This window comes from Pseudomonas sp. LBUM1643 (assembly GCF_059716215.1).
This window is the reverse complement of the sequence record NZ_CP166813.1, coordinates 5,478,906-5,496,814: the sequence shown is the minus strand read 5'-3', so window position 1 is coordinate 5,496,814 and position 17,909 is coordinate 5,478,906. Positions and strand designations below refer to the sequence as shown.

The 17,909-nt window shown below is 55.4% G+C and carries 11 protein-coding genes, 2 tRNA genes and 3 rRNA genes; 12 read left to right on the top strand and 4 right to left on the bottom strand.

What is annotated here, in order from left to right; all coding sequences use genetic code 11:
* The first annotated feature begins 3 nt into the window (after nucleotides 1-3).
* The 10 genes from msrP to ACA063_RS24755 all read left to right on the top strand — a co-directional run bounded on the left by msrP (nucleotide 4) and on the right by ACA063_RS24755 (nucleotide 11,065).
* The gene (gene msrP / locus ACA063_RS24800) at nucleotides 4-1,017 is read left to right on the top strand and encodes a protein-methionine-sulfoxide reductase catalytic subunit MsrP (protein WP_497663731.1); all 1,014 of its coding nucleotides are present in this window, start codon (nucleotides 4-6) and stop codon (nucleotides 1,015-1,017) included.
* A complete protein-coding gene (gene msrQ / locus ACA063_RS24795; protein WP_497663730.1) occupies nucleotides 1,017-1,637 on the top strand; it encodes a protein-methionine-sulfoxide reductase heme-binding subunit MsrQ in 621 nt (206 codons plus the stop codon). The genes msrP and msrQ overlap by 1 nt, the downstream gene beginning before the upstream one ends.
* Nucleotides 1,638-2,124: 487 nt before the next feature.
* Nucleotides 2,125-3,661, top strand: a 16S ribosomal RNA gene (locus tag ACA063_RS24790).
* Between the two features lie 82 nt (nucleotides 3,662-3,743).
* Nucleotides 3,744-3,820, top strand: a tRNA-Ile gene (locus ACA063_RS24785).
* 30 nt (nucleotides 3,821-3,850) lie between these two features.
* A tRNA-Ala gene (locus ACA063_RS24780) sits at nucleotides 3,851-3,926 on the top strand.
* A gap of 249 nt (nucleotides 3,927-4,175) precedes the next feature.
* Nucleotides 4,176-7,067, top strand: a 23S ribosomal RNA gene (locus ACA063_RS24775).
* A gap of 172 nt (nucleotides 7,068-7,239) precedes the next feature.
* Nucleotides 7,240-7,355: ribosomal RNA gene (gene rrf, locus ACA063_RS24770) — 5S ribosomal RNA — on the top strand.
* The 16S, 23S and 5S rRNA genes sit together here with 2 tRNA genes alongside, the layout of an rRNA operon.
* A 150-nt stretch (nucleotides 7,356-7,505) precedes the next feature.
* The gene (locus ACA063_RS24765) at nucleotides 7,506-8,165 is read left to right on the top strand and encodes a paraquat-inducible protein A (RefSeq protein WP_497663729.1); all 660 of its coding nucleotides are present in this window, start codon (nucleotides 7,506-7,508) and stop codon (nucleotides 8,163-8,165) included.
* A complete protein-coding gene (locus ACA063_RS24760) occupies nucleotides 8,152-8,769 on the top strand; it encodes a paraquat-inducible protein A (RefSeq protein WP_497663728.1) in 618 nt (205 codons plus the stop codon). Before ACA063_RS24765 ends, ACA063_RS24760 begins: the two co-directional genes overlap by 14 nt.
* The gene (locus ACA063_RS24755) at nucleotides 8,762-11,065 is read left to right on the top strand and encodes a PqiB family protein (RefSeq protein ID WP_497663727.1); all 2,304 of its coding nucleotides are present in this window, start codon (nucleotides 8,762-8,764) and stop codon (nucleotides 11,063-11,065) included. The genes ACA063_RS24760 and ACA063_RS24755 overlap by 8 nt, the downstream gene beginning before the upstream one ends.
* A gap of 65 nt (nucleotides 11,066-11,130) precedes the next feature.
* On the opposite strand, the gene mksF is transcribed toward ACA063_RS24755, so the two are convergent.
* Genes mksF through mksB form a run of 3 tightly spaced genes read right to left on the bottom strand, consistent with a single transcriptional unit; the run spans nucleotide 11,131 to nucleotide 15,936 of the window.
* Nucleotides 11,131-13,971, bottom strand: a complete 2,841-nt coding sequence (mksF, locus tag ACA063_RS24750; RefSeq protein WP_497663726.1) for an Mks condensin complex protein MksF — start codon at nucleotides 13,969-13,971, stop codon at nucleotides 11,131-11,133.
* The gene (mksE, locus tag ACA063_RS24745) at nucleotides 13,968-14,669 is read right to left on the bottom strand and encodes an Mks condensin complex protein MksE (RefSeq protein ID WP_497663725.1); all 702 of its coding nucleotides are present in this window, start codon (nucleotides 14,667-14,669) and stop codon (nucleotides 13,968-13,970) included. The genes mksF and mksE overlap by 4 nt, the downstream gene beginning before the upstream one ends.
* Nucleotides 14,659-15,936, bottom strand: coding sequence for an Mks condensin complex protein MksB (gene mksB / locus ACA063_RS24740; RefSeq protein WP_162439708.1), 1,278 nt, complete (start codon nucleotides 15,934-15,936; stop codon nucleotides 14,659-14,661). The genes mksE and mksB overlap by 11 nt, the downstream gene beginning before the upstream one ends.
* 207 nt (nucleotides 15,937-16,143) lie before the next feature.
* On the opposite strand from mksB, the gene ACA063_RS24735 reads away from it, so the two are divergent.
* Nucleotides 16,144-16,884 (top strand): energy transducer TonB, encoded by a 741-nt coding sequence (locus tag ACA063_RS24735; RefSeq protein ID WP_497666586.1) that lies wholly within the window; start codon nucleotides 16,144-16,146, stop codon nucleotides 16,882-16,884.
* The gene (gene rimI / locus ACA063_RS24730) at nucleotides 16,877-17,329 is read left to right on the top strand and encodes a ribosomal protein S18-alanine N-acetyltransferase (RefSeq protein ID WP_497663724.1); all 453 of its coding nucleotides are present in this window, start codon (nucleotides 16,877-16,879) and stop codon (nucleotides 17,327-17,329) included. The genes ACA063_RS24735 and rimI overlap by 8 nt, the downstream gene beginning before the upstream one ends.
* A 119-nt stretch (nucleotides 17,330-17,448) precedes the next feature.
* Here rimI and ACA063_RS24725 read toward each other — a convergent pair whose 3' ends face one another.
* Nucleotides 17,449-17,853 (bottom strand): serine kinase/phosphatase, encoded by a 405-nt coding sequence (locus tag ACA063_RS24725; protein ID WP_497663723.1) that lies wholly within the window; start codon nucleotides 17,851-17,853, stop codon nucleotides 17,449-17,451.
* Between the last annotated feature and the right edge of the window lie 56 nt (nucleotides 17,854-17,909).

The window sequence follows — 17,909 nt, the reverse complement described above, 5'->3', positions numbered from 1 at the left end:
GCCATGCTGATCAAAGTCCCTAAAGCGTCCGACTGCTCTGAGTCTGACGTTACGCCTGAACCCCTCTATCTTTCCCGTCGTAATGTGCTCGGTGCTGCCGTGGCCGGCTTGGCCGTTAGCAGTTTTCCTCGTTGGGCTGCTGCTGATGAGGCTGCGCGTTATGCCGACGTCGAGCCAGGAACTGCGCCTTCCTGGTTTGCCGACAAGCTGCCTTCTACAAAATGGGGGGCGGTGAACGTCAGGGATGAGGCCATCACCCCATTCAAGGACGCGACCCACTACAACAACTTCTATGAATTTGGTACCGATAAAGGTGATCCGGCGGCGAATGCCGGTGCGTTGAAGACCGAGCCGTGGAGCGTAGTGGTGGACGGGGAGGTGGGTAAGCCGGGGCGGTATGCACTGGAAGATTTCATGAAACCCTACCAGTTAGAGGAGCGGATTTACCGACTCCGCTGTGTGGAGGCCTGGTCGATGGTCATTCCCTGGATCGGATTCCCTATTTCGGCGTTACTTAAAGAAGTCGAGCCAACCTCCAGCGCTAAATACATTCGCTTCGAAACCTTGCAGGACCCCAAGAGCATGCCCGGCCAGCGTTCCGGTTTTGCGTTGATCGACTGGCCTTATATAGAAGGGCTGCGCCTGGATGAGGCGATGAATCCGTTGGCGATTCTTGCGGTGGGCATGTATGGGCGAGAGTTGCCGAATCAGAACGGTGCGCCGCTGCGTTTGGTGGTGCCCTGGAAGTACGGGTTCAAGAGCGTCAAATCCATCGTGCGTATCAGTCTGGTGAGTGAGCAGCCGAAAACGACCTGGCAGAGTATCGCTGCCGATGAGTATGGCTTCTATGCGAATGTGAATCCTGAAGTCGATCATCCTCGCTGGACCCAGGCGCGCGAACGCAGATTGCCCAGTGGTCTGTTCAAGCCCAATGTGCGCGACACCCAAATGTTTAACGGCTATGCGGATGAAGTCGCGTCCTTATATGCAGGGCTCGATCTGCGGAAAAATTACTGATGCGTTATCCGTTCTGGCGTATCGGGGTTTTCATCGCTGTGACGATGTTGCCCCTGCTTTGGCTGTATCAGGCTTGGGAGGATTTACTGGGTCCTGATCCCGGGAAGGTGTTGGTCGATCGCTTGGGGCTGGGAACTCTGGTGCTGCTCCTGATTACGTTGAGCATGACGCCTTTGCAGAAGCTTACCGGTTGGGCGGGGTGGGTGGCTGTGCGGCGTCAACTGGGTCTTTGGTGTTTTGCATATGTGGTGCTGCATCTGAGCGGCTATACCGCTTTTATCCTCGGGTTCGATTGGTCGCAGCTGGGTGTCGAATTGCGCAAGCGGCCTTACATTATTGTCGGGGTGCTGGGTTTTGTCGGTTTGCTGGTGTTGGCAGTGACCTCTAATCGATTCAGTCAGCGCCGTTTGGGGGGGCGATGGAAGAAACTGCATCGCCTGGTTTATGTGATCCTCGGGCTTGGCTTGCTGCATATGCTGTGGATTGTGCGCGCAGACTTGAAGGAGTGGGTTATCTACGCCTCTATAGGTGTACTGTTATTAGTGCTGCGAATCCCCTCCGTAAACCGCCGAATTCCACGATTAATCAATAAAAAGGGATCTTCTGCACGAAAGGCGTAATTAAGGGTTGACGGCAGATTCAGGATGTCTATAATTCGCCCCACTTCCGGCGCAGTCGAAACGGAAAACTCCTTGGTAAACAAAGAGTTACGCAGTTTTCGGCAGTGAGTTGCTTCAGGTCATCGAAGCGCGAAAGGAGTTGAAAAAGAGGTGTTGACAGCAGCGAGTAACGCTGTAGAATTCGCCTCCCGCTAACGAGAGATCGAAAGCGCAAGTGGTTGAAGTTACAAAGGAAACTTTGAAAACTTCTGAAAATAACCGCTTGACAGCAACAGAGGCTGCTGTAGAATGCGCGCCTCGGTTGAGACGAAAGATCTTAACCAACCGCTCTTTAACAACTGAATCAAGCAATTCGTGTGGGTGCTTGTGGAGTCAGACTGATAGTCAACAAGATTATCAGCATCACAAGTTACTCCGCGAGAAATCAAAGATGTAACCAACGATTGCTGAGCCAAGTTTAGGGTTTCTTAAAAACCCAAAGATGTTTGAACTGAAGAGTTTGATCATGGCTCAGATTGAACGCTGGCGGCAGGCCTAACACATGCAAGTCGAGCGGTAGAGAGAAGCTTGCTTCTCTTGAGAGCGGCGGACGGGTGAGTAATGCCTAGGAATCTGCCTGGTAGTGGGGGATAACGCTCGGAAACGGACGCTAATACCGCATACGTCCTACGGGAGAAAGCAGGGGACCTTCGGGCCTTGCGCTATCAGATGAGCCTAGGTCGGATTAGCTAGTTGGTGAGGTAATGGCTCACCAAGGCGACGATCCGTAACTGGTCTGAGAGGATGATCAGTCACACTGGAACTGAGACACGGTCCAGACTCCTACGGGAGGCAGCAGTGGGGAATATTGGACAATGGGCGAAAGCCTGATCCAGCCATGCCGCGTGTGTGAAGAAGGTCTTCGGATTGTAAAGCACTTTAAGTTGGGAGGAAGGGCATTAACCTAATACGTTAGTGTTTTGACGTTACCGACAGAATAAGCACCGGCTAACTCTGTGCCAGCAGCCGCGGTAATACAGAGGGTGCAAGCGTTAATCGGAATTACTGGGCGTAAAGCGCGCGTAGGTGGTTCGTTAAGTTGGATGTGAAATCCCCGGGCTCAACCTGGGAACTGCATTCAAAACTGTCGAGCTAGAGTATGGTAGAGGGTGGTGGAATTTCCTGTGTAGCGGTGAAATGCGTAGATATAGGAAGGAACACCAGTGGCGAAGGCGACCACCTGGACTGATACTGACACTGAGGTGCGAAAGCGTGGGGAGCAAACAGGATTAGATACCCTGGTAGTCCACGCCGTAAACGATGTCAACTAGCCGTTGGGAGCCTTGAGCTCTTAGTGGCGCAGCTAACGCATTAAGTTGACCGCCTGGGGAGTACGGCCGCAAGGTTAAAACTCAAATGAATTGACGGGGGCCCGCACAAGCGGTGGAGCATGTGGTTTAATTCGAAGCAACGCGAAGAACCTTACCAGGCCTTGACATCCAATGAACTTTCCAGAGATGGATTGGTGCCTTCGGGAACATTGAGACAGGTGCTGCATGGCTGTCGTCAGCTCGTGTCGTGAGATGTTGGGTTAAGTCCCGTAACGAGCGCAACCCTTGTCCTTAGTTACCAGCACGTAATGGTGGGCACTCTAAGGAGACTGCCGGTGACAAACCGGAGGAAGGTGGGGATGACGTCAAGTCATCATGGCCCTTACGGCCTGGGCTACACACGTGCTACAATGGTCGGTACAGAGGGTTGCCAAGCCGCGAGGTGGAGCTAATCCCAGAAAACCGATCGTAGTCCGGATCGCAGTCTGCAACTCGACTGCGTGAAGTCGGAATCGCTAGTAATCGCGAATCAGAATGTCGCGGTGAATACGTTCCCGGGCCTTGTACACACCGCCCGTCACACCATGGGAGTGGGTTGCACCAGAAGTAGCTAGTCTAACCTTCGGGAGGACGGTTACCACGGTGTGATTCATGACTGGGGTGAAGTCGTAACAAGGTAGCCGTAGGGGAACCTGCGGCTGGATCACCTCCTTAATCGACGACATCAGCTGCTCCATAAGTTCCCACACGAATTGCTTGATTCATTGAAGAAGACGAAAAGAAGCAGCCCGAAATTGGGTCTGTAGCTCAGTTGGTTAGAGCGCACCCCTGATAAGGGTGAGGTCGGCAGTTCGAATCTGCCCAGACCCACCAATTTTGTGTGGGAAACGCCTGTAGAAATACGGGGCCATAGCTCAGCTGGGAGAGCGCCTGCCTTGCACGCAGGAGGTCAACGGTTCGATCCCGTTTGGCTCCACCACTAACTGCTTCTGATTGTGTAAAGCTTAGAAATGAGCATTCCATTGTACGATGGTGAATGTTGATTTCTAGTCTTTGACTAGTTCGTTCTTTAAAAATTTGGGTATGTGATAGAAAGATAGACTGGACGTTACTTTCACTGGTAACGGATCAGGCTAAGGTAAAATTTGTGAGTTGCTCTTAATTGAGTATTATCGAATTTTCGGCGAATGTCGTCTTCACAGTATAACCAGATTGCTTGGGGTTATATGGTCAAGTGAAGAAGCGCATACGGTGGATGCCTTGGCAGTCAGAGGCGATGAAAGACGTGGTAGCCTGCGAAAAGCTTCGGGGAGTCGGCAAACAGACTTTGATCCGGAGATGTCTGAATGGGGGAACCCACCTAACATAAGTTAGGTATCTTAAGCTGAATACATAGGCTTAAGAAGCGAACCAGGGGAACTGAAACATCTAAGTACCCTGAGGAAAAGAAATCAACCGAGATTCCCTTAGTAGTGGCGAGCGAACGGGGACTAGCCCTTAAGTGGCTTTGAGATTAGCGGAACGTTCTGGAAAGTACGGCCATAGTGGGTGATAGCCCTGTACGCGAAAATCTCTTAGTCATGAAATCGAGTAGGACGGAGCACGAGAAACTTTGTCTGAATATGGGGGGACCATCCTCCAAGGCTAAATACTACTGACTGACCGATAGTGAACTAGTACCGTGAGGGAAAGGCGAAAAGAACCCCGGAGAGGGGAGTGAAATAGATCCTGAAACCGTATGCGTACAAGCAGTGGGAGCCCACTTTGTTGGGTGACTGCGTACCTTTTGTATAATGGGTCAGCGACTTATTTTCAGTGGCGAGCTTAACCGAATAGGGGAGGCGTAGCGAAAGCGAGTCTTAATAGGGCGTCTAGTCGCTGGGAATAGACCCGAAACCGGGCGATCTATCCATGGGCAGGTTGAAGGTTGGGTAACACTAACTGGAGGACCGAACCGACTACCGTTGAAAAGTTAGCGGATGACCTGTGGATCGGAGTGAAAGGCTAATCAAGCTCGGAGATAGCTGGTTCTCCTCGAAAGCTATTTAGGTAGCGCCTCATGTATCACTGTAGGGGGTAGAGCACTGTTTCGGCTAGGGGGTCATCCCGACTTACCAAACCGATGCAAACTCCGAATACCTACAAGTGCCGAGCATGGGAGACACACGGCGGGTGCTAACGTCCGTCGTGAAAAGGGAAACAACCCAGACCGTCAGCTAAGGTCCCAAAGTTATGGTTAAGTGGGAAACGATGTGGGAAGGCTTAGACAGCTAGGAGGTTGGCTTAGAAGCAGCCACCCTTTAAAGAAAGCGTAATAGCTCACTAGTCGAGTCGGCCTGCGCGGAAGATGTAACGGGGCTCAAACCATACACCGAAGCTACGGGTATCACTTAGGTGATGCGGTAGAGGAGCGTTCTGTAAGCCTGTGAAGGTGAGTTGAGAAGCTTGCTGGAGGTATCAGAAGTGCGAATGCTGACATGAGTAACGACAATGGGTGTGAAAAACACCCACGCCGAAAGACCAAGGTTTCCTGCGCAACGTTAATCGACGCAGGGTTAGTCGGTCCCTAAGGCGAGGCTGAAAAGCGTAGTCGATGGAAAACAGGTTAATATTCCTGTACTTCTGGTTATTGCGATGGAGGGACGGAGAAGGCTAGGCCAGCTTGGCGTTGGTTGTCCAAGTTTAAGGTGGTAGGCTGGAATCTTAGGTAAATCCGGGATTCTAAGGCCGAGAGCTGATGACGAGTGTTCTTTTAGAACACGAAGTGGTTGATGCCATGCTTCCAAGAAAAGCTTCTAAGCTTCAGGTAACCAGGAACCGTACCCCAAACCGACACAGGTGGTTGGGTAGAGAATACCAAGGCGCTTGAGAGAACTCGGGTGAAGGAACTAGGCAAAATGGCACCGTAACTTCGGGAGAAGGTGCGCCGGTGAGGGTGAAGGACTTGCTCCGTAAGCTCATGCCGGTCGAAGATACCAGGCCGCTGCGACTGTTTATTAAAAACACAGCACTCTGCAAACACGAAAGTGGACGTATAGGGTGTGACGCCTGCCCGGTGCCGGAAGGTTAATTGATGGGGTTAGCTAACGCGAAGCTCTTGATCGAAGCCCCGGTAAACGGCGGCCGTAACTATAACGGTCCTAAGGTAGCGAAATTCCTTGTCGGGTAAGTTCCGACCTGCACGAATGGCGTAACGATGGCGGCGCTGTCTCCACCCGAGACTCAGTGAAATTGAAATCGCTGTGAAGATGCAGTGTATCCGCGGCTAGACGGAAAGACCCCGTGAACCTTTACTATAGCTTTGCACTGGACTTTGAATTTGCTTGTGTAGGATAGGTGGGAGGCTTTGAAGCGTGGACGCCAGTTCGCGTGGAGCCAACCTTGAAATACCACCCTGGCAACTTTGAGGTTCTAACTCAGGTCCGTTATCCGGATCGAGGACAGTGTATGGTGGGTAGTTTGACTGGGGCGGTCTCCTCCTAAAGAGTAACGGAGGAGTACGAAGGTGCGCTCAGACCGGTCGGAAATCGGTCGTAGAGTATAAAGGCAAAAGCGCGCTTGACTGCGAGACAGACACGTCGAGCAGGTACGAAAGTAGGTCTTAGTGATCCGGTGGTTCTGTATGGAAGGGCCATCGCTCAACGGATAAAAGGTACTCCGGGGATAACAGGCTGATACCGCCCAAGAGTTCATATCGACGGCGGTGTTTGGCACCTCGATGTCGGCTCATCACATCCTGGGGCTGAAGCCGGTCCCAAGGGTATGGCTGTTCGCCATTTAAAGTGGTACGCGAGCTGGGTTTAGAACGTCGTGAGACAGTTCGGTCCCTATCTGCCGTGGACGTTTGAGATTTGAGAGGGGCTGCTCCTAGTACGAGAGGACCGGAGTGGACGAACCTCTGGTGTTCCGGTTGTCACGCCAGTGGCATTGCCGGGTAGCTATGTTCGGAATAGATAACCGCTGAAAGCATCTAAGCGGGAAACTAGCCTCAAGATGAGATCTCACTGGGACCTTGAGTCCCCTGAAGGGCCGTCGAAGACTACGACGTTGATAGGTTGGGTGTGTAAGCGCTGTGAGGCGTTGAGCTAACCAATACTAATTGCCCGTGAGGCTTGACCATATAACACCCAAGCAATTTGACTACTCCTGACTTGGAAACAAGTAGAAGCATCAGATTGCGGTGTGTGAAGACGAAACGAACCGAAAGTTCGAGACCTTGCAAACACCGAAAGCTGTCACATACCCAATTTGCTGAAGCGCGGCCACCCGGCCACGATTTGGTACCCGAATTTCTTGACGACCATAGAGCGTTGGAACCACCTGATCCCATCCCGAACTCAGCAGTGAAACGATGCATCGCCGATGGTAGTGTGGGGTTTCCCCATGTGAGAGTAGGTCATCGTCAAGATTAAATTCCGAAACCCCTGTTTGCTAACGCGAACAGGGGTTTTGTTTTGCCTCCAGAAAAGTACCGAGAAAGGCTGGGCACAAATTTGCACAGTTATTTTCGAATAAGAACACTAGAATAGGCCCAACTTTTTCGGAGTCAGAGCCTTTTATGCCAGATCCGGTTGACGCCCCTGGGCTGTCAGAATTACCACTGGACGACTTGGTGGCGTGTCATGAGTGCGACTTACTGATGCGCAAGCCAGCACTCGCGCATGGCGAGAAAGCGTTGTGCCCTCGCTGCGGTTACGAACTCTATGCCAATCGTCATAATGTCGTGCAACGAAGCCTCGCCTTGGTCATTGCCGCCCTGCTGCTTTATATCCCTGCGAACTTTCTACCCATCATGGAGCTCAACTTACTCGGGCAGTCGTCCCATGACACGGTCTGGAGTGGGGTTGTCGGCCTGTTTGATACCGGCATGCAAGGTGTAGCTGTCGTGGTTTTCCTCTGCAGCATGGGAATTCCACTGGCCAAGTTACTCTGCCAATTGGCCGTGCTATTGAGTATCCGCTTCGATATAGGTCGAAATTACGGTTTGTTGCTCTACCGCATTTATCACCATTTGCGAGATTGGGGAATGCTTGAGGTCTACCTGATGGGCGTACTGGTGGCGATTGTAAAACTGGCAGATATGGCAGCCATTAGCGTGGGCCTTGGCCTGGCGTGCTTTATCAGTTTGTTGTTGGTCCAGGTCTGTTTGGAGGTTGTCATGTCGCCTCATCAGATCTGGCAGGCGTTATCGGGAGAAGATGCTCATGCGGGCGATTGATGCGGGCATTCTGATTTGCATTGAATGCCATGAATTGAATAAGCAGGAAGCTGACGAGCAGTTTTGCACCCGTTGCGGTGCGCTGGTACATGCCCGTCGCCCGAACAGCCTGGTACGTACCTGGGCGTTGCTGATCACGGCCGCGATTCTCTACATACCGGCCAACATGTTGCCGATCATGACTGTCAACTCGCTTGGTCAAGGTGACCCGAGCACCATCATGTCGGGTGTCATCCAGTTAGTTCAGCACGGCATGATTCCCATTGCGGCGGTGGTTTTTATCGCCAGCATTCTGGTACCGACATTCAAACTGGTGGGCATCGCGCTACTGCTGTTTTCCGTACAAAGGCGCCAGCCTCTTTCGGCCCGGCAGCGCATTGTGATGTACCGCTTTATCGAGTTCATCGGCCGATGGTCGATGCTGGATATCTTTGTGATTGCCATCCTCGTGGCAGTGGTCAATTTCGGACGGCTTGCCAGCATTGAAGCCAATCTTGGCGCCATCGCCTTCGCCAGTGTGGTGATTCTGACGATGCTTGCCGCAGTAACTTTCGATCCCCGACTGATTTGGGATAACACGGAGTCGGACGACGACCATGACTGATTTGCCTACAGCGAAAACCCGACCGGCCTCGAACTGGTCTGCTATTTGGGTATTGCCCCTGATCGCTCTGATCATCGGCGGCTGGCTTGGATGGCGGGCCTACAACGAGACCGGAATCGAAATTCAGGTGCGCTTTGAAAGTGGTGAAGGCATCCAGGCCAACAAGACCGAAGTCGTCTACAAAGGGATGTCGGTCGGTAAGGTCAAAACCCTGAAACTCGATGACGAAGGCTCTTCCAAAGGTGTGGTGGCCACCGTGGAGATGAACAAGGACGTAGAGCAGTATCTGCGCACCAGCACTCGTTTCTGGCTGGTCAAACCGAGCGTGACCCTGGCCGGTATCACCGGTCTTGAAACCCTGGTTTCGGGCAACTATATCGCTGTCAGTCCCGGTGAGGGCGAGCCCACTCGCAAGTTCAAGGCACTGGCTGAGGAACCGCCATTATCCGACGCCAAGCCTGGTCTGCACCTGACAATCAAGGCTGATCGCCTCGGCTCGCTGAACCGCGGCAGCCCCGTGTTCTATAAACAGATCAAGGTCGGCCAGGTCAAAAGCTACCTGCTGTCCGAGGACCAAAGCACCGTTGAGCTCAAAGTATTCATCGAACCCACTTATGCCAATCTGGTGCGCAAACACACACGTTTCTGGAATGCCAGCGGCATCAGCATCGACGCGAATCTGTCCGGCGTAAAAGTGCGCAGCGAATCCCTCGCCAGCATTGTCGCGGGTGGTATCGCGTTCGCCACACCAGAAAATCGCAAGGACAGCCCACCTACTGATCCAAGTTTGCCGTTCCGTCTCTACGAAGACTTCGACGCGGCTGCGGCTGGTATCCGCATCAAGGTCAAACTCAGTGATTTTGAAGGTCTGCAGGCAGGTCGTACGCCGGTTATGTACAAAGGAATTCAGGTTGGCAATCTGAAGGCGCTCAAGGTCGATCCGGACCTGACTGCTGCCACTGCAGAACTCACTTTGGACCCATTGGCCGAAGACTATCTCGTCGACGGCACGCAGTTCTGGGTCGTCAAACCCTCGATCTCGCTCGCTGGCATCACCGGGCTAGAAGCTCTCGTGAAGGGAAACTACATTGCCATCCGTCCCGGTGACAAAGGTGCCGCGCCGCAACGAGAGTTCGTAGCACGACCCAAGGCCCCCCCTCTGGACTTGCGTTCACCGGGTCTGCATCTGGTGTTATTTACCGAGAACCTGGGGTCGCTGGAAGTCGGCAGCCCGATTCTCTACAAACAGGTCAAGGTAGGTTCCGTCCAAAGCTATCAGTTCTCTAAAACCAAAAAGCAATTGGTGATCGGTGTACACATCGAGAAAGAGTACGAAGGCTTGGTTAACGCCTCTACACGGTTCTGGAACGCCAGCGGTATTACGCTCACAGGCGGATTGACCGGTGGCATTCAGGTGAAAAGCGAATCCCTGCAAAGCCTGATGGCAGGCGGCATCGCTTTCGAAACCCCGGAAGCCAAAGCGCCGTTGCAGAAGCGTATTCCACGGTTCCGTCTGTTCGCCAACCATGACGAAGCCAATCAGAAAGGCACAGTAGTGACCATTAAGGTGGATCGCGCCGATGGTTTGCGCAGCGGTACTCCGGTCCGTTTCAAAGGTTTGGATGTCGGCAAGATTGAAGACGTTGATCTGACCGATGACCTCCAGTCCGTCATGCTCACCGCCCGTATTACGGAAGTGCCGGAGCGAATCGCTCGAGCTGGCAGTCAGTTCTGGGTAGTCAAACCGGAGTTGGGTTTGATCAAGACGTCCAACCTCGAAACCCTCGTGACCGGTCAATACATCGAAGTACAGCCAGCGCTGAAAAACCTGGGCCCACAGAAAAACTTTGTAGCTTTGGCCAACCCGCCAGAAGCGGTGAAGCAGGAACCAGGGTTGAGTCTAGTGCTCAGCGCGGCTCGTCGTGGCTCGCTGAAAACCGGCGTCCCGGTGACCTATCGCGAAGTGACCGTAGGCAAAGTGACAAGTTATGAACTGGGGCAGACGGCTGATCGCGTCCTGATACATATCCTGATCGAACCGAAATACGCGCCCCTGGTGCGTAGCGGTACTCGCTTCTGGAACTCCAGTGGATTCGGTTTCGACTATGGCCTGTTCAAAGGCGCGACCATGCGTACCGAATCTCTGGAAACGCTGATCCAGGGCGGCATCGCGTTCGCAACACCGGACGGCGATCGCATGGGTAATCCTGCACGTCCGGAGCAGACGTTCCCGATGTTCGATAAATTCGAAGACGAATGGCTGACCTGGGCGCCAAAAATCCCCCTCGGCAAATAAGCCCGACAAAAAAGGCCGCGATCCATTGGATCGCGGCCTTTTTTACGCCCATCGATTAACGCAAATCAGACTGCATCCAGCTCAGGCTCATCCGCTTCAACGCTAACGATAGCCTTCACTTCATCGTGACGACGGATGTACTTCCAGTCCGCTTCATCGATATAGATTCCGTTCGGCCCGCTACCACCTTCAAGGTCAATCGCCACACTGGCGCAGACCTGAGGCTTGACGCTCGCCAGAATCGGCACGAAGCCCAGTTGCAGACTGGTTTCAAGCAGTGCTGCCTGGTTCTTCTCGTCGATGTCAGCAGCTTCATCGAGGTAGTAAGGCAAGCGCACGCGACCGGCCTGGTCACGGTCCATCAAGTGCAGCAACAAGTACATGTTGGTCAGCGCTTTGATGGTCATGGTCGTGCCATTGGACGCGGCCCCGTCGATGTCGGTGTGAATCACCGGTTGACCATTGACCTTGGTGATCTCGAAGGCAAGTTCAAACAAGTCCTTCAGACCCAACTGGTTATGATTCGCCGCTACCAGACGTGCCAGGTATTCCTTGGCCTCTTCGTTCTTGTTGTCCTGATCGGCACTTTGGCTCAGGTCGAAGACGGAAAGCGTTTCGCCTTCTTCGTACTGGCCAGCACTGTGGATAATCTGATCAATGTGCTTGAGCGCTTCCTTGTTCGGCGCGAGCACGATGCGGAAGCTCTGCAGGTTGGAGACCTGACGCTTATTGATCTCGCGGTTGAACAGCGCCAGTTGGTGCTCAAGGCTGTCGTAGTCGCTGCGGATATTGCGCAGGGTCCGGGCGATATCTGTCACGGCCGCACGGCGAGCCTTGCCGAGGGTCAGCGCTTCATCAGTGCGATGCGCGTACGCGTTGATCAGTAGCTGCAGGCGACGCTCCATATCGTCTTCGCTGTCGAACTTGGCCACGCCCTTCAGACGGACCTGAGCGTAAAGCGCCTCGATCTGGCCATCGCTGCGCTGCAAGCCCTGCCAGCTGTCCTGATAGTCATTGAGCAGCGGCAGCAGGTTGTCCATGGAATCGTCGATCGGGTCCATGAATGGCGTACCGAACGGCAGATCTGCCGGCAACAACTGACGGCGGCGCAGGGCGTCGTCGAGGGTGCGTTGCTTGGCTTCCATGTCACCAATCTGCCGACCAACCAGTTGCAGCTTGGCCGACAGTTGCTGGACGCGTTCGGTAAACGCATCGCTAGAGCGTTTCAGCTCGTCCTGCGCCGCTTCCATCTGCGCCAGTTGCTCAAGCTTGTCACCTTCTTCGGCACTCAAGGTTTGTGCGCGACGGAAATCTTCCAGGGCTTTCTGCGCATCCAGCACTTGCTGGTACAACGCTTCGGTCTGGGTCTTGCTGGCCGCGCGGTCGGCCGCGACGGCTTGCTGCGTCTTGAGTTGCTTGAGTTCTTTATCCAGACGCTCTTTCTGGTCCCGCAATGCGGCGCGATCGGCCAGCGCCTGCAGGGCTGGCGGTTCGATGTGCGACAGGTCGATGGAAAGCCCCGGCACTTCAAAGCGCTCGCCCTTGAAGCCATCAAGAATCAGCTCCATGGATTTGACCCACTGACCGTCTTCATCCAGCGCGATGCCATGCTCACCCAACGGCAAGCTGAACAATGCGCTGTTGAACAAGCGCATCAGGCGTTCGACGTCCTGCTGCGAGAACTCTTCGCGCAGTCGGGCATAGCTGTTGTTGTCAGCGTGATCCAGCTGCTGCTTGACCGACTTCAGGCGTTTTTCCAGGTCGCGCAGCCGCTCTTCAAGGTCTTCGGCACTGAACTGCCGCGATTGGGCCAGCGCACCGGCCAGCTCATCGTGCGCATCCTTGGCTGCCAGCAACTGCTGCTCCAGGACTTTGACGTCATCAACCAAAGCAAAGCGATGCTTGAGCACTGACAGTTCGCCGAGCCAGCGCTGGATGCCAGTAATTTCCCGCTCCAGGCGCATCAGCTCCTGTGTGCCGCCACGCTGATCGTTTTGCAGCGCATCCTGTTCATTGCGGTAGTGTTCGGCCTGAATCGTCAGCTCTTCCTTGCGTGCACCGGCGTAGTCCGCCCAGGTGCCCAGCAGTGAGTCGAGCAGCGGTGAGATCCGGTGCAATTTGCCGCGCAGGATATTGCGCTGGGTAACGCCGGCGGCGAGCGCTTCAACCAGCGGGCCGGCTGTGACCAGCGAGTTGTAGTCCTGCTCCATGCGTCGTACATCGCGGAACGCTTCTTCGCACGCCGCGATGTAATCGACACTGCCCGAACGCAAGCTGTGTTCGAAGGCATCGAGGAAGAGTTGCTTGAGCTTGGCTGCCGTGATTTCGCGCATGTGCAGCAGGTTGATAAACAGAGCGCGGAAAGTCTTCAGGCTTTGCTCGCTGGTGGAACGCAACGGGATCAGCGTCAGGTCCAGCGGAATCGAGGTGTGACCGCCGACGAGCAAACGCCGCAGTTCATCGGGCTTGAGCTCGTAGGCTTTGAGGCCTTCGCGCTCAAGGTTGGTGAACAGTTCTTTCTGACGCAGGCAGGTGTCATTTTTCTGATAGTGGGCCAGATCCAGTTTGCCGGCGTAGGCGAAGAACTGATGACCGAAACCACCGCCCGGGCCGCGACCGACGACACCGATCACGTGTGGCCCATGAGGCAGCGAAACCTCAACCAGGATGTAACTGGTGTCCGACGCGAAGTAGAAACGGCGGGACTGTTCGAGGCTGTACTTGCCGAAACTCATGTCCGACATGCGCGCCAGGATCGGGAACTGCAAGGCGTTGATCGAGGCCGACTTACCAAGGTTGTTCGCGCCGTAAACCGACAGCGGTTCTTCCAGCGGGAACAGGCCGAGGCTATAACCGGCGGTGTTCAAAAGGGCAAAGCGGCGAATGCCGTAGCGTTCCTTGCTCATGCGTCGGTCTCCTGTTCTTCGGCAATGGCACGGGCCAGCGCGTCTTCTTCGCTGTCTTCCGCGAAGTCACTCAAGTCCAGCGGGTCATCAGTTTCCAATAGCTTTTCGTCGCTGTCGTCATCGATCAATACCGGAACCGGCAATGGCAGCACGCTGTGCAGGCTGGCCGCCAGATCACGGTCTTGCTGGACCGACAGGCAGACATCGAGGAAGCGGTGCATCGGCGGCAGGAAACGGTAGATGCCGTTTTCTTCGCCGGCAAAACCGAGTTGGGTCATGCGGCGCATGATTTTTTCTTCGAGTTCTTCGGCGGTTTGCACTTCCGCCTGGATAAACAGGTCGCGGTACTTTTCCAGCAACGAGGGCAATTCATCGCGGCCGAGGCTGCCGCCATCCAGCACGGCAACCGGGTCGCGCCCCTGATCGGCCAGATGCTCGACGAGGATAAAAGTGAACAACGCCAGTCGTTGCGCAGTCTTGTTCACTGCCGCCGCGGCGAGGTCCGGCACGAAGTAATAGAAACCACGGGTGTCGCAGACCAGTTCAAACCCCAGCGCCTTGAACAGCGTGCGGTACTGATCCTGGAAATTCGATAATTGCGCATACAGTTCCGGGTCGCGGCGGCTGACGTGATAGCCCTTGAACAGCTCGCGGAAGATCGGCGCCAATTGAGACAGTTCGGATAAATCAAGATGCATGTGGGGTGCTCGCAGAATCCTCGGCGGCGGTATCGCGGGCCGAGAGCAGGGCGAAGGAGCGCAGGCTGACCTGGTGCTCATGAGTGTGGTAATCGCGGCGCTCCAGGCGCTCACGTGTGAAGCGTTTTTCCCGCGACAGGCGCGAGAACCAATACAGCAGTTCGTCGGTGGCGCCGTCCGGTTCCTGCTCCAGCAACCAGGTCATCAGGTCCGGCATCGGCAGCGCATCTTCGCAGCGCTCGAGCATTTCCCGAACCGTGCGTGGCGCGCGTGGCGCTTCGCCTTTCTGGGTCTTGTGGGCCTTGGGGAAACGCGCCGGTTTCGGCTCGAATCGGGCCAGCGCATAGACGTACGCTTCGACCTGACTGGCGCTGCCGAGGAAGGTGCTTTGCGGGCGGGTGAACATCGGCATGGCCGCTTGCGGCACTGCATCGATGCCTTTACGTCGGATGGCCGCGAGGGCCAGCGCCGCGCCACGGGTCACGGCGTTGTGGCGGCGGGCTTCCTCACGCAGTGGCAACAGCAGTTCGCGAGCATGACGCAATGTCAGCTGGGCACTGGTCTGCATTTCCAGGATACGTGCGTGGGTGCGCAGCAGCATGTCGTCATCGACCAGGTGACCGATGCGTTGCTGCTCGGAGAGCATTCTCAGCAAAACATTTTCGACCTTGCGCACGCCTTGTTCGAAGGCGCCATCGGCGTTCACCAACTGGATCATCGGCTCGACGTATTCGTCCCACGTCGCCAGCACTTCGGCGTAACGCTGCCGCAGCGGGATCTGCCGGTCGCTGGTCTTGGCGCGTTCGGCAACGGCCACCAGGGCCTGTTCGTCGTTGGCGAGTTTCTTCAATACATCTCGTACACGCATGTCGAGCAGGCGCAACTGGCGCGCCAGGTCGCTGCCGTCACGAATGTCGAAGGCATCCTGGATGTAACCGGCGAGGCGCTCGAGGTGCCGCAGATAGGCTTCGATCTCCAGGCACAGGCCCAGACGGTGCTCACGACGCAGGTACGCGAGGAAGTCGTGAATCTGCGCGTTGAGTTCGAACCGGTTCGGGCTTTTTGCCACGGGAACCAGAATGTCGAGACGGATCCACACATCCAGCAGGCTGGTGATGTCCTGCGGCGTACTGTCAAGTTGCTGGGCGCCCAGTTGTGTGCGCAGTTCGTTGAGGCTCAAGGTGCCTTGGTCGAAGTGCTCGCACAGTGGCTCCAGAAGTGCCCAGTGTTCAGCGAGGGCGCGCAAGACGCGCTTGGGTTCGATCATCGGAATGGCCGGCTGGTTGGCGAATAAAAGCAGCGATTGTACTGCATCACGTTGGTTGCGATTCACTCTCAAGACGGACAGTCGGCTTTCTGTCGATCAACAACGGGCGATCTTGGACGAAGGGCGGTAGAATCACCGCACTCTCAGTTATCCACAAGTGGCCGACCTTTGCTAATCGAGTCTCGTCGCCGCGCTTACTTGACCGCCATGCAGGTGGTCAACTGGCTGCCGCGCACCGAATTGCCCTTTGCTGCGCCTTCGCGGCCCGAGCTGTTGGAGCTGCCTGAACCTTTGGTCGCGGCCCCGATTGTTCAGGCGCCCGTGGTGGAAGCGCCGGCAGAACCCACGATAAAGCCCGCCGAACGGGTAAAAATCGAGGTGCCGCGGCCTTCGTTGGCTAGCACTCGCACAAATGCGAAGGTCGAAGAAGAGGAGGTGCCTGCCGCCACCAGGGCGCCCGTCGTGCCGCCACCGCGGTTCGCCCTGCAGTTGCTGCGCGCCGGTCGTTGCCTGTTGCTGGTCGAGTTACCCACAGGCGAAACGTTTCAAACCCGTGACCCCGCGTACCTGTTGCTCAAGGACATGTTGCGTGCCGCCGGCCTGCCGGACAGCCCGCAAATCGTCGGCGAGCCGGTGCGTTGGCCGTTGTTGGTGCGTGGCACCATGGACCAGGGGCCCGAAGCGGCTCGCGATTTTGTACAAGGATTTCTCTCGGCCCGACTGGAAGACGCACCTTGCGTGTGTGTGTGGTTGATTGGCTTGCCGGCAGTGCGTTTCGCCGGCGAGGCGAATGCCGAATCCTTCAACCGTGAACTCCAGGTCGAGGGCCTGGGCTCGGTCTGGGCCCTGCCGGGCCTGGAACTTTTAATGGAAGAGCCACAGCGTAAGGCTGATGTCTGGCAAGCCATGCGTCGGCTGATGGCGCGTTGGAAAGAATCAAATGAGTGACGCTGTAACGTTCCGCCCGATGGTTGAAGCGGACATGGACGCTGTCCTGAAAATCGAATACGCGGCGTATAGCCATCCCTGGACCCGCGGGATTTTTCTGGACGGGCTGGGCAAGTACCAGATCTGGCTGATGTTCGAAGGCCAGCAGCAAGTGGGGCACGGCGTGGTGCAGATCATCCTCGATGAATCGCATCTGCTGAACATCACCGTCAAACCGGAAAATCAGGGAAGAGGCCTGGGGTTGACGCTGCTGGAGCATCTCATGTCGATTGCCTACAAGGCTGAGGCGCGGGAGTGTTTCCTGGAAGTGCGCGATAGCAATCGTTCGGCATTTCGGCTGTATGAGCGCTATGGATTTAACGAGATTGGTCGTCGTCGGGATTATTACCCGGCGGTGGGCGGGCGCGAGGATGCGGTAGTCATGGCCTGCACGTTGGTCGATTGAACAAAGCCCCGTAGGAGCTGCCGAAGGCTGCGATCTTTTGATCTTCCTGAGTCGCGACCTCTTAAGATCAAAAGATCGCAGCCTTCGGCAGCTCCTACAGGGGAATCTGGACTAGTCGATCAGCGATTCCCATCCAGCGGATCGCGCTTCGCCAGCTCGGCTTCATCCAGACCGTTACCACCGCCAATGTCGTCTTCATCGACAATGCTCAAATCCCAATCTGCCTGACCTCCTTCGCCCGCTTCCCGAGCATCACGGGCACCGTCCTCACGAATCAACGTCTCAGGGCTCATGTCATCGTCAGTGGATTCGTGATCATCGGTGGAAGCCCCGGTCATGCCGGCTTCGCGCACGCGCTCGCGGGGCATCAGTTGCTCACGCTCGTTTTCCGGAATTTCTTCGCCAATCTTTGCACTGGGTTCTTCGTCGTCAAAATCCAGCTCATGCATCGAACCCATGCGGTCTTCGTTATCATCGATGGGTTCTGGCTGTACCGCATCGAACGGACGTCGTGAATCAGTCATGGTAATTCCTCATACTGTGGGCCTTACTAGGTGGACCCACAGGGCTCATGAGAATT

What these genes read in the sequence shown, in the direction of transcription:
- msrP (WP_497663731.1), top strand. Translation starts at nt 4, where the DNA reads ATGCTGATCAAAGTCCCTAAAGCGTCCGACTGCTCTGAGTCTGACGTT.
- msrQ (WP_497663730.1), top strand. Translation starts at nt 1,017, where the DNA reads ATGCGTTATCCGTTCTGGCGTATCGGGGTTTTCATCGCTGTGACGATG.
- ACA063_RS24765 (WP_497663729.1), top strand. Translation starts at nt 7,506, where the DNA reads ATGCCAGATCCGGTTGACGCCCCTGGGCTGTCAGAATTACCACTGGAC.
- ACA063_RS24760 (WP_497663728.1), top strand. Translation starts at nt 8,152, where the DNA reads ATGCGGGCGATTGATGCGGGCATTCTGATTTGCATTGAATGCCATGAA.
- ACA063_RS24755 (WP_497663727.1), top strand. Translation starts at nt 8,762, where the DNA reads ATGACTGATTTGCCTACAGCGAAAACCCGACCGGCCTCGAACTGGTCT.
- mksF (WP_497663726.1), bottom strand. Translation starts at nt 13,971, where the DNA reads ATGAGCAAGGAACGCTACGGCATTCGCCGCTTTGCCCTTTTGAACACC.
- mksE (WP_497663725.1), bottom strand. Translation starts at nt 14,669, where the DNA reads ATGCATCTTGATTTATCCGAACTGTCTCAATTGGCGCCGATCTTCCGC.
- mksB (WP_162439708.1), bottom strand. Translation starts at nt 15,936, where the DNA reads ATGATCGAACCCAAGCGCGTCTTGCGCGCCCTCGCTGAACACTGGGCA.
- ACA063_RS24735 (WP_497666586.1), top strand. Translation starts at nt 16,144, where the DNA reads ATGCAGGTGGTCAACTGGCTGCCGCGCACCGAATTGCCCTTTGCTGCG.
- rimI (WP_497663724.1), top strand. Translation starts at nt 16,877, where the DNA reads ATGAGTGACGCTGTAACGTTCCGCCCGATGGTTGAAGCGGACATGGAC.
- ACA063_RS24725 (WP_497663723.1), bottom strand. Translation starts at nt 17,853, where the DNA reads ATGACTGATTCACGACGTCCGTTCGATGCGGTACAGCCAGAACCCATC.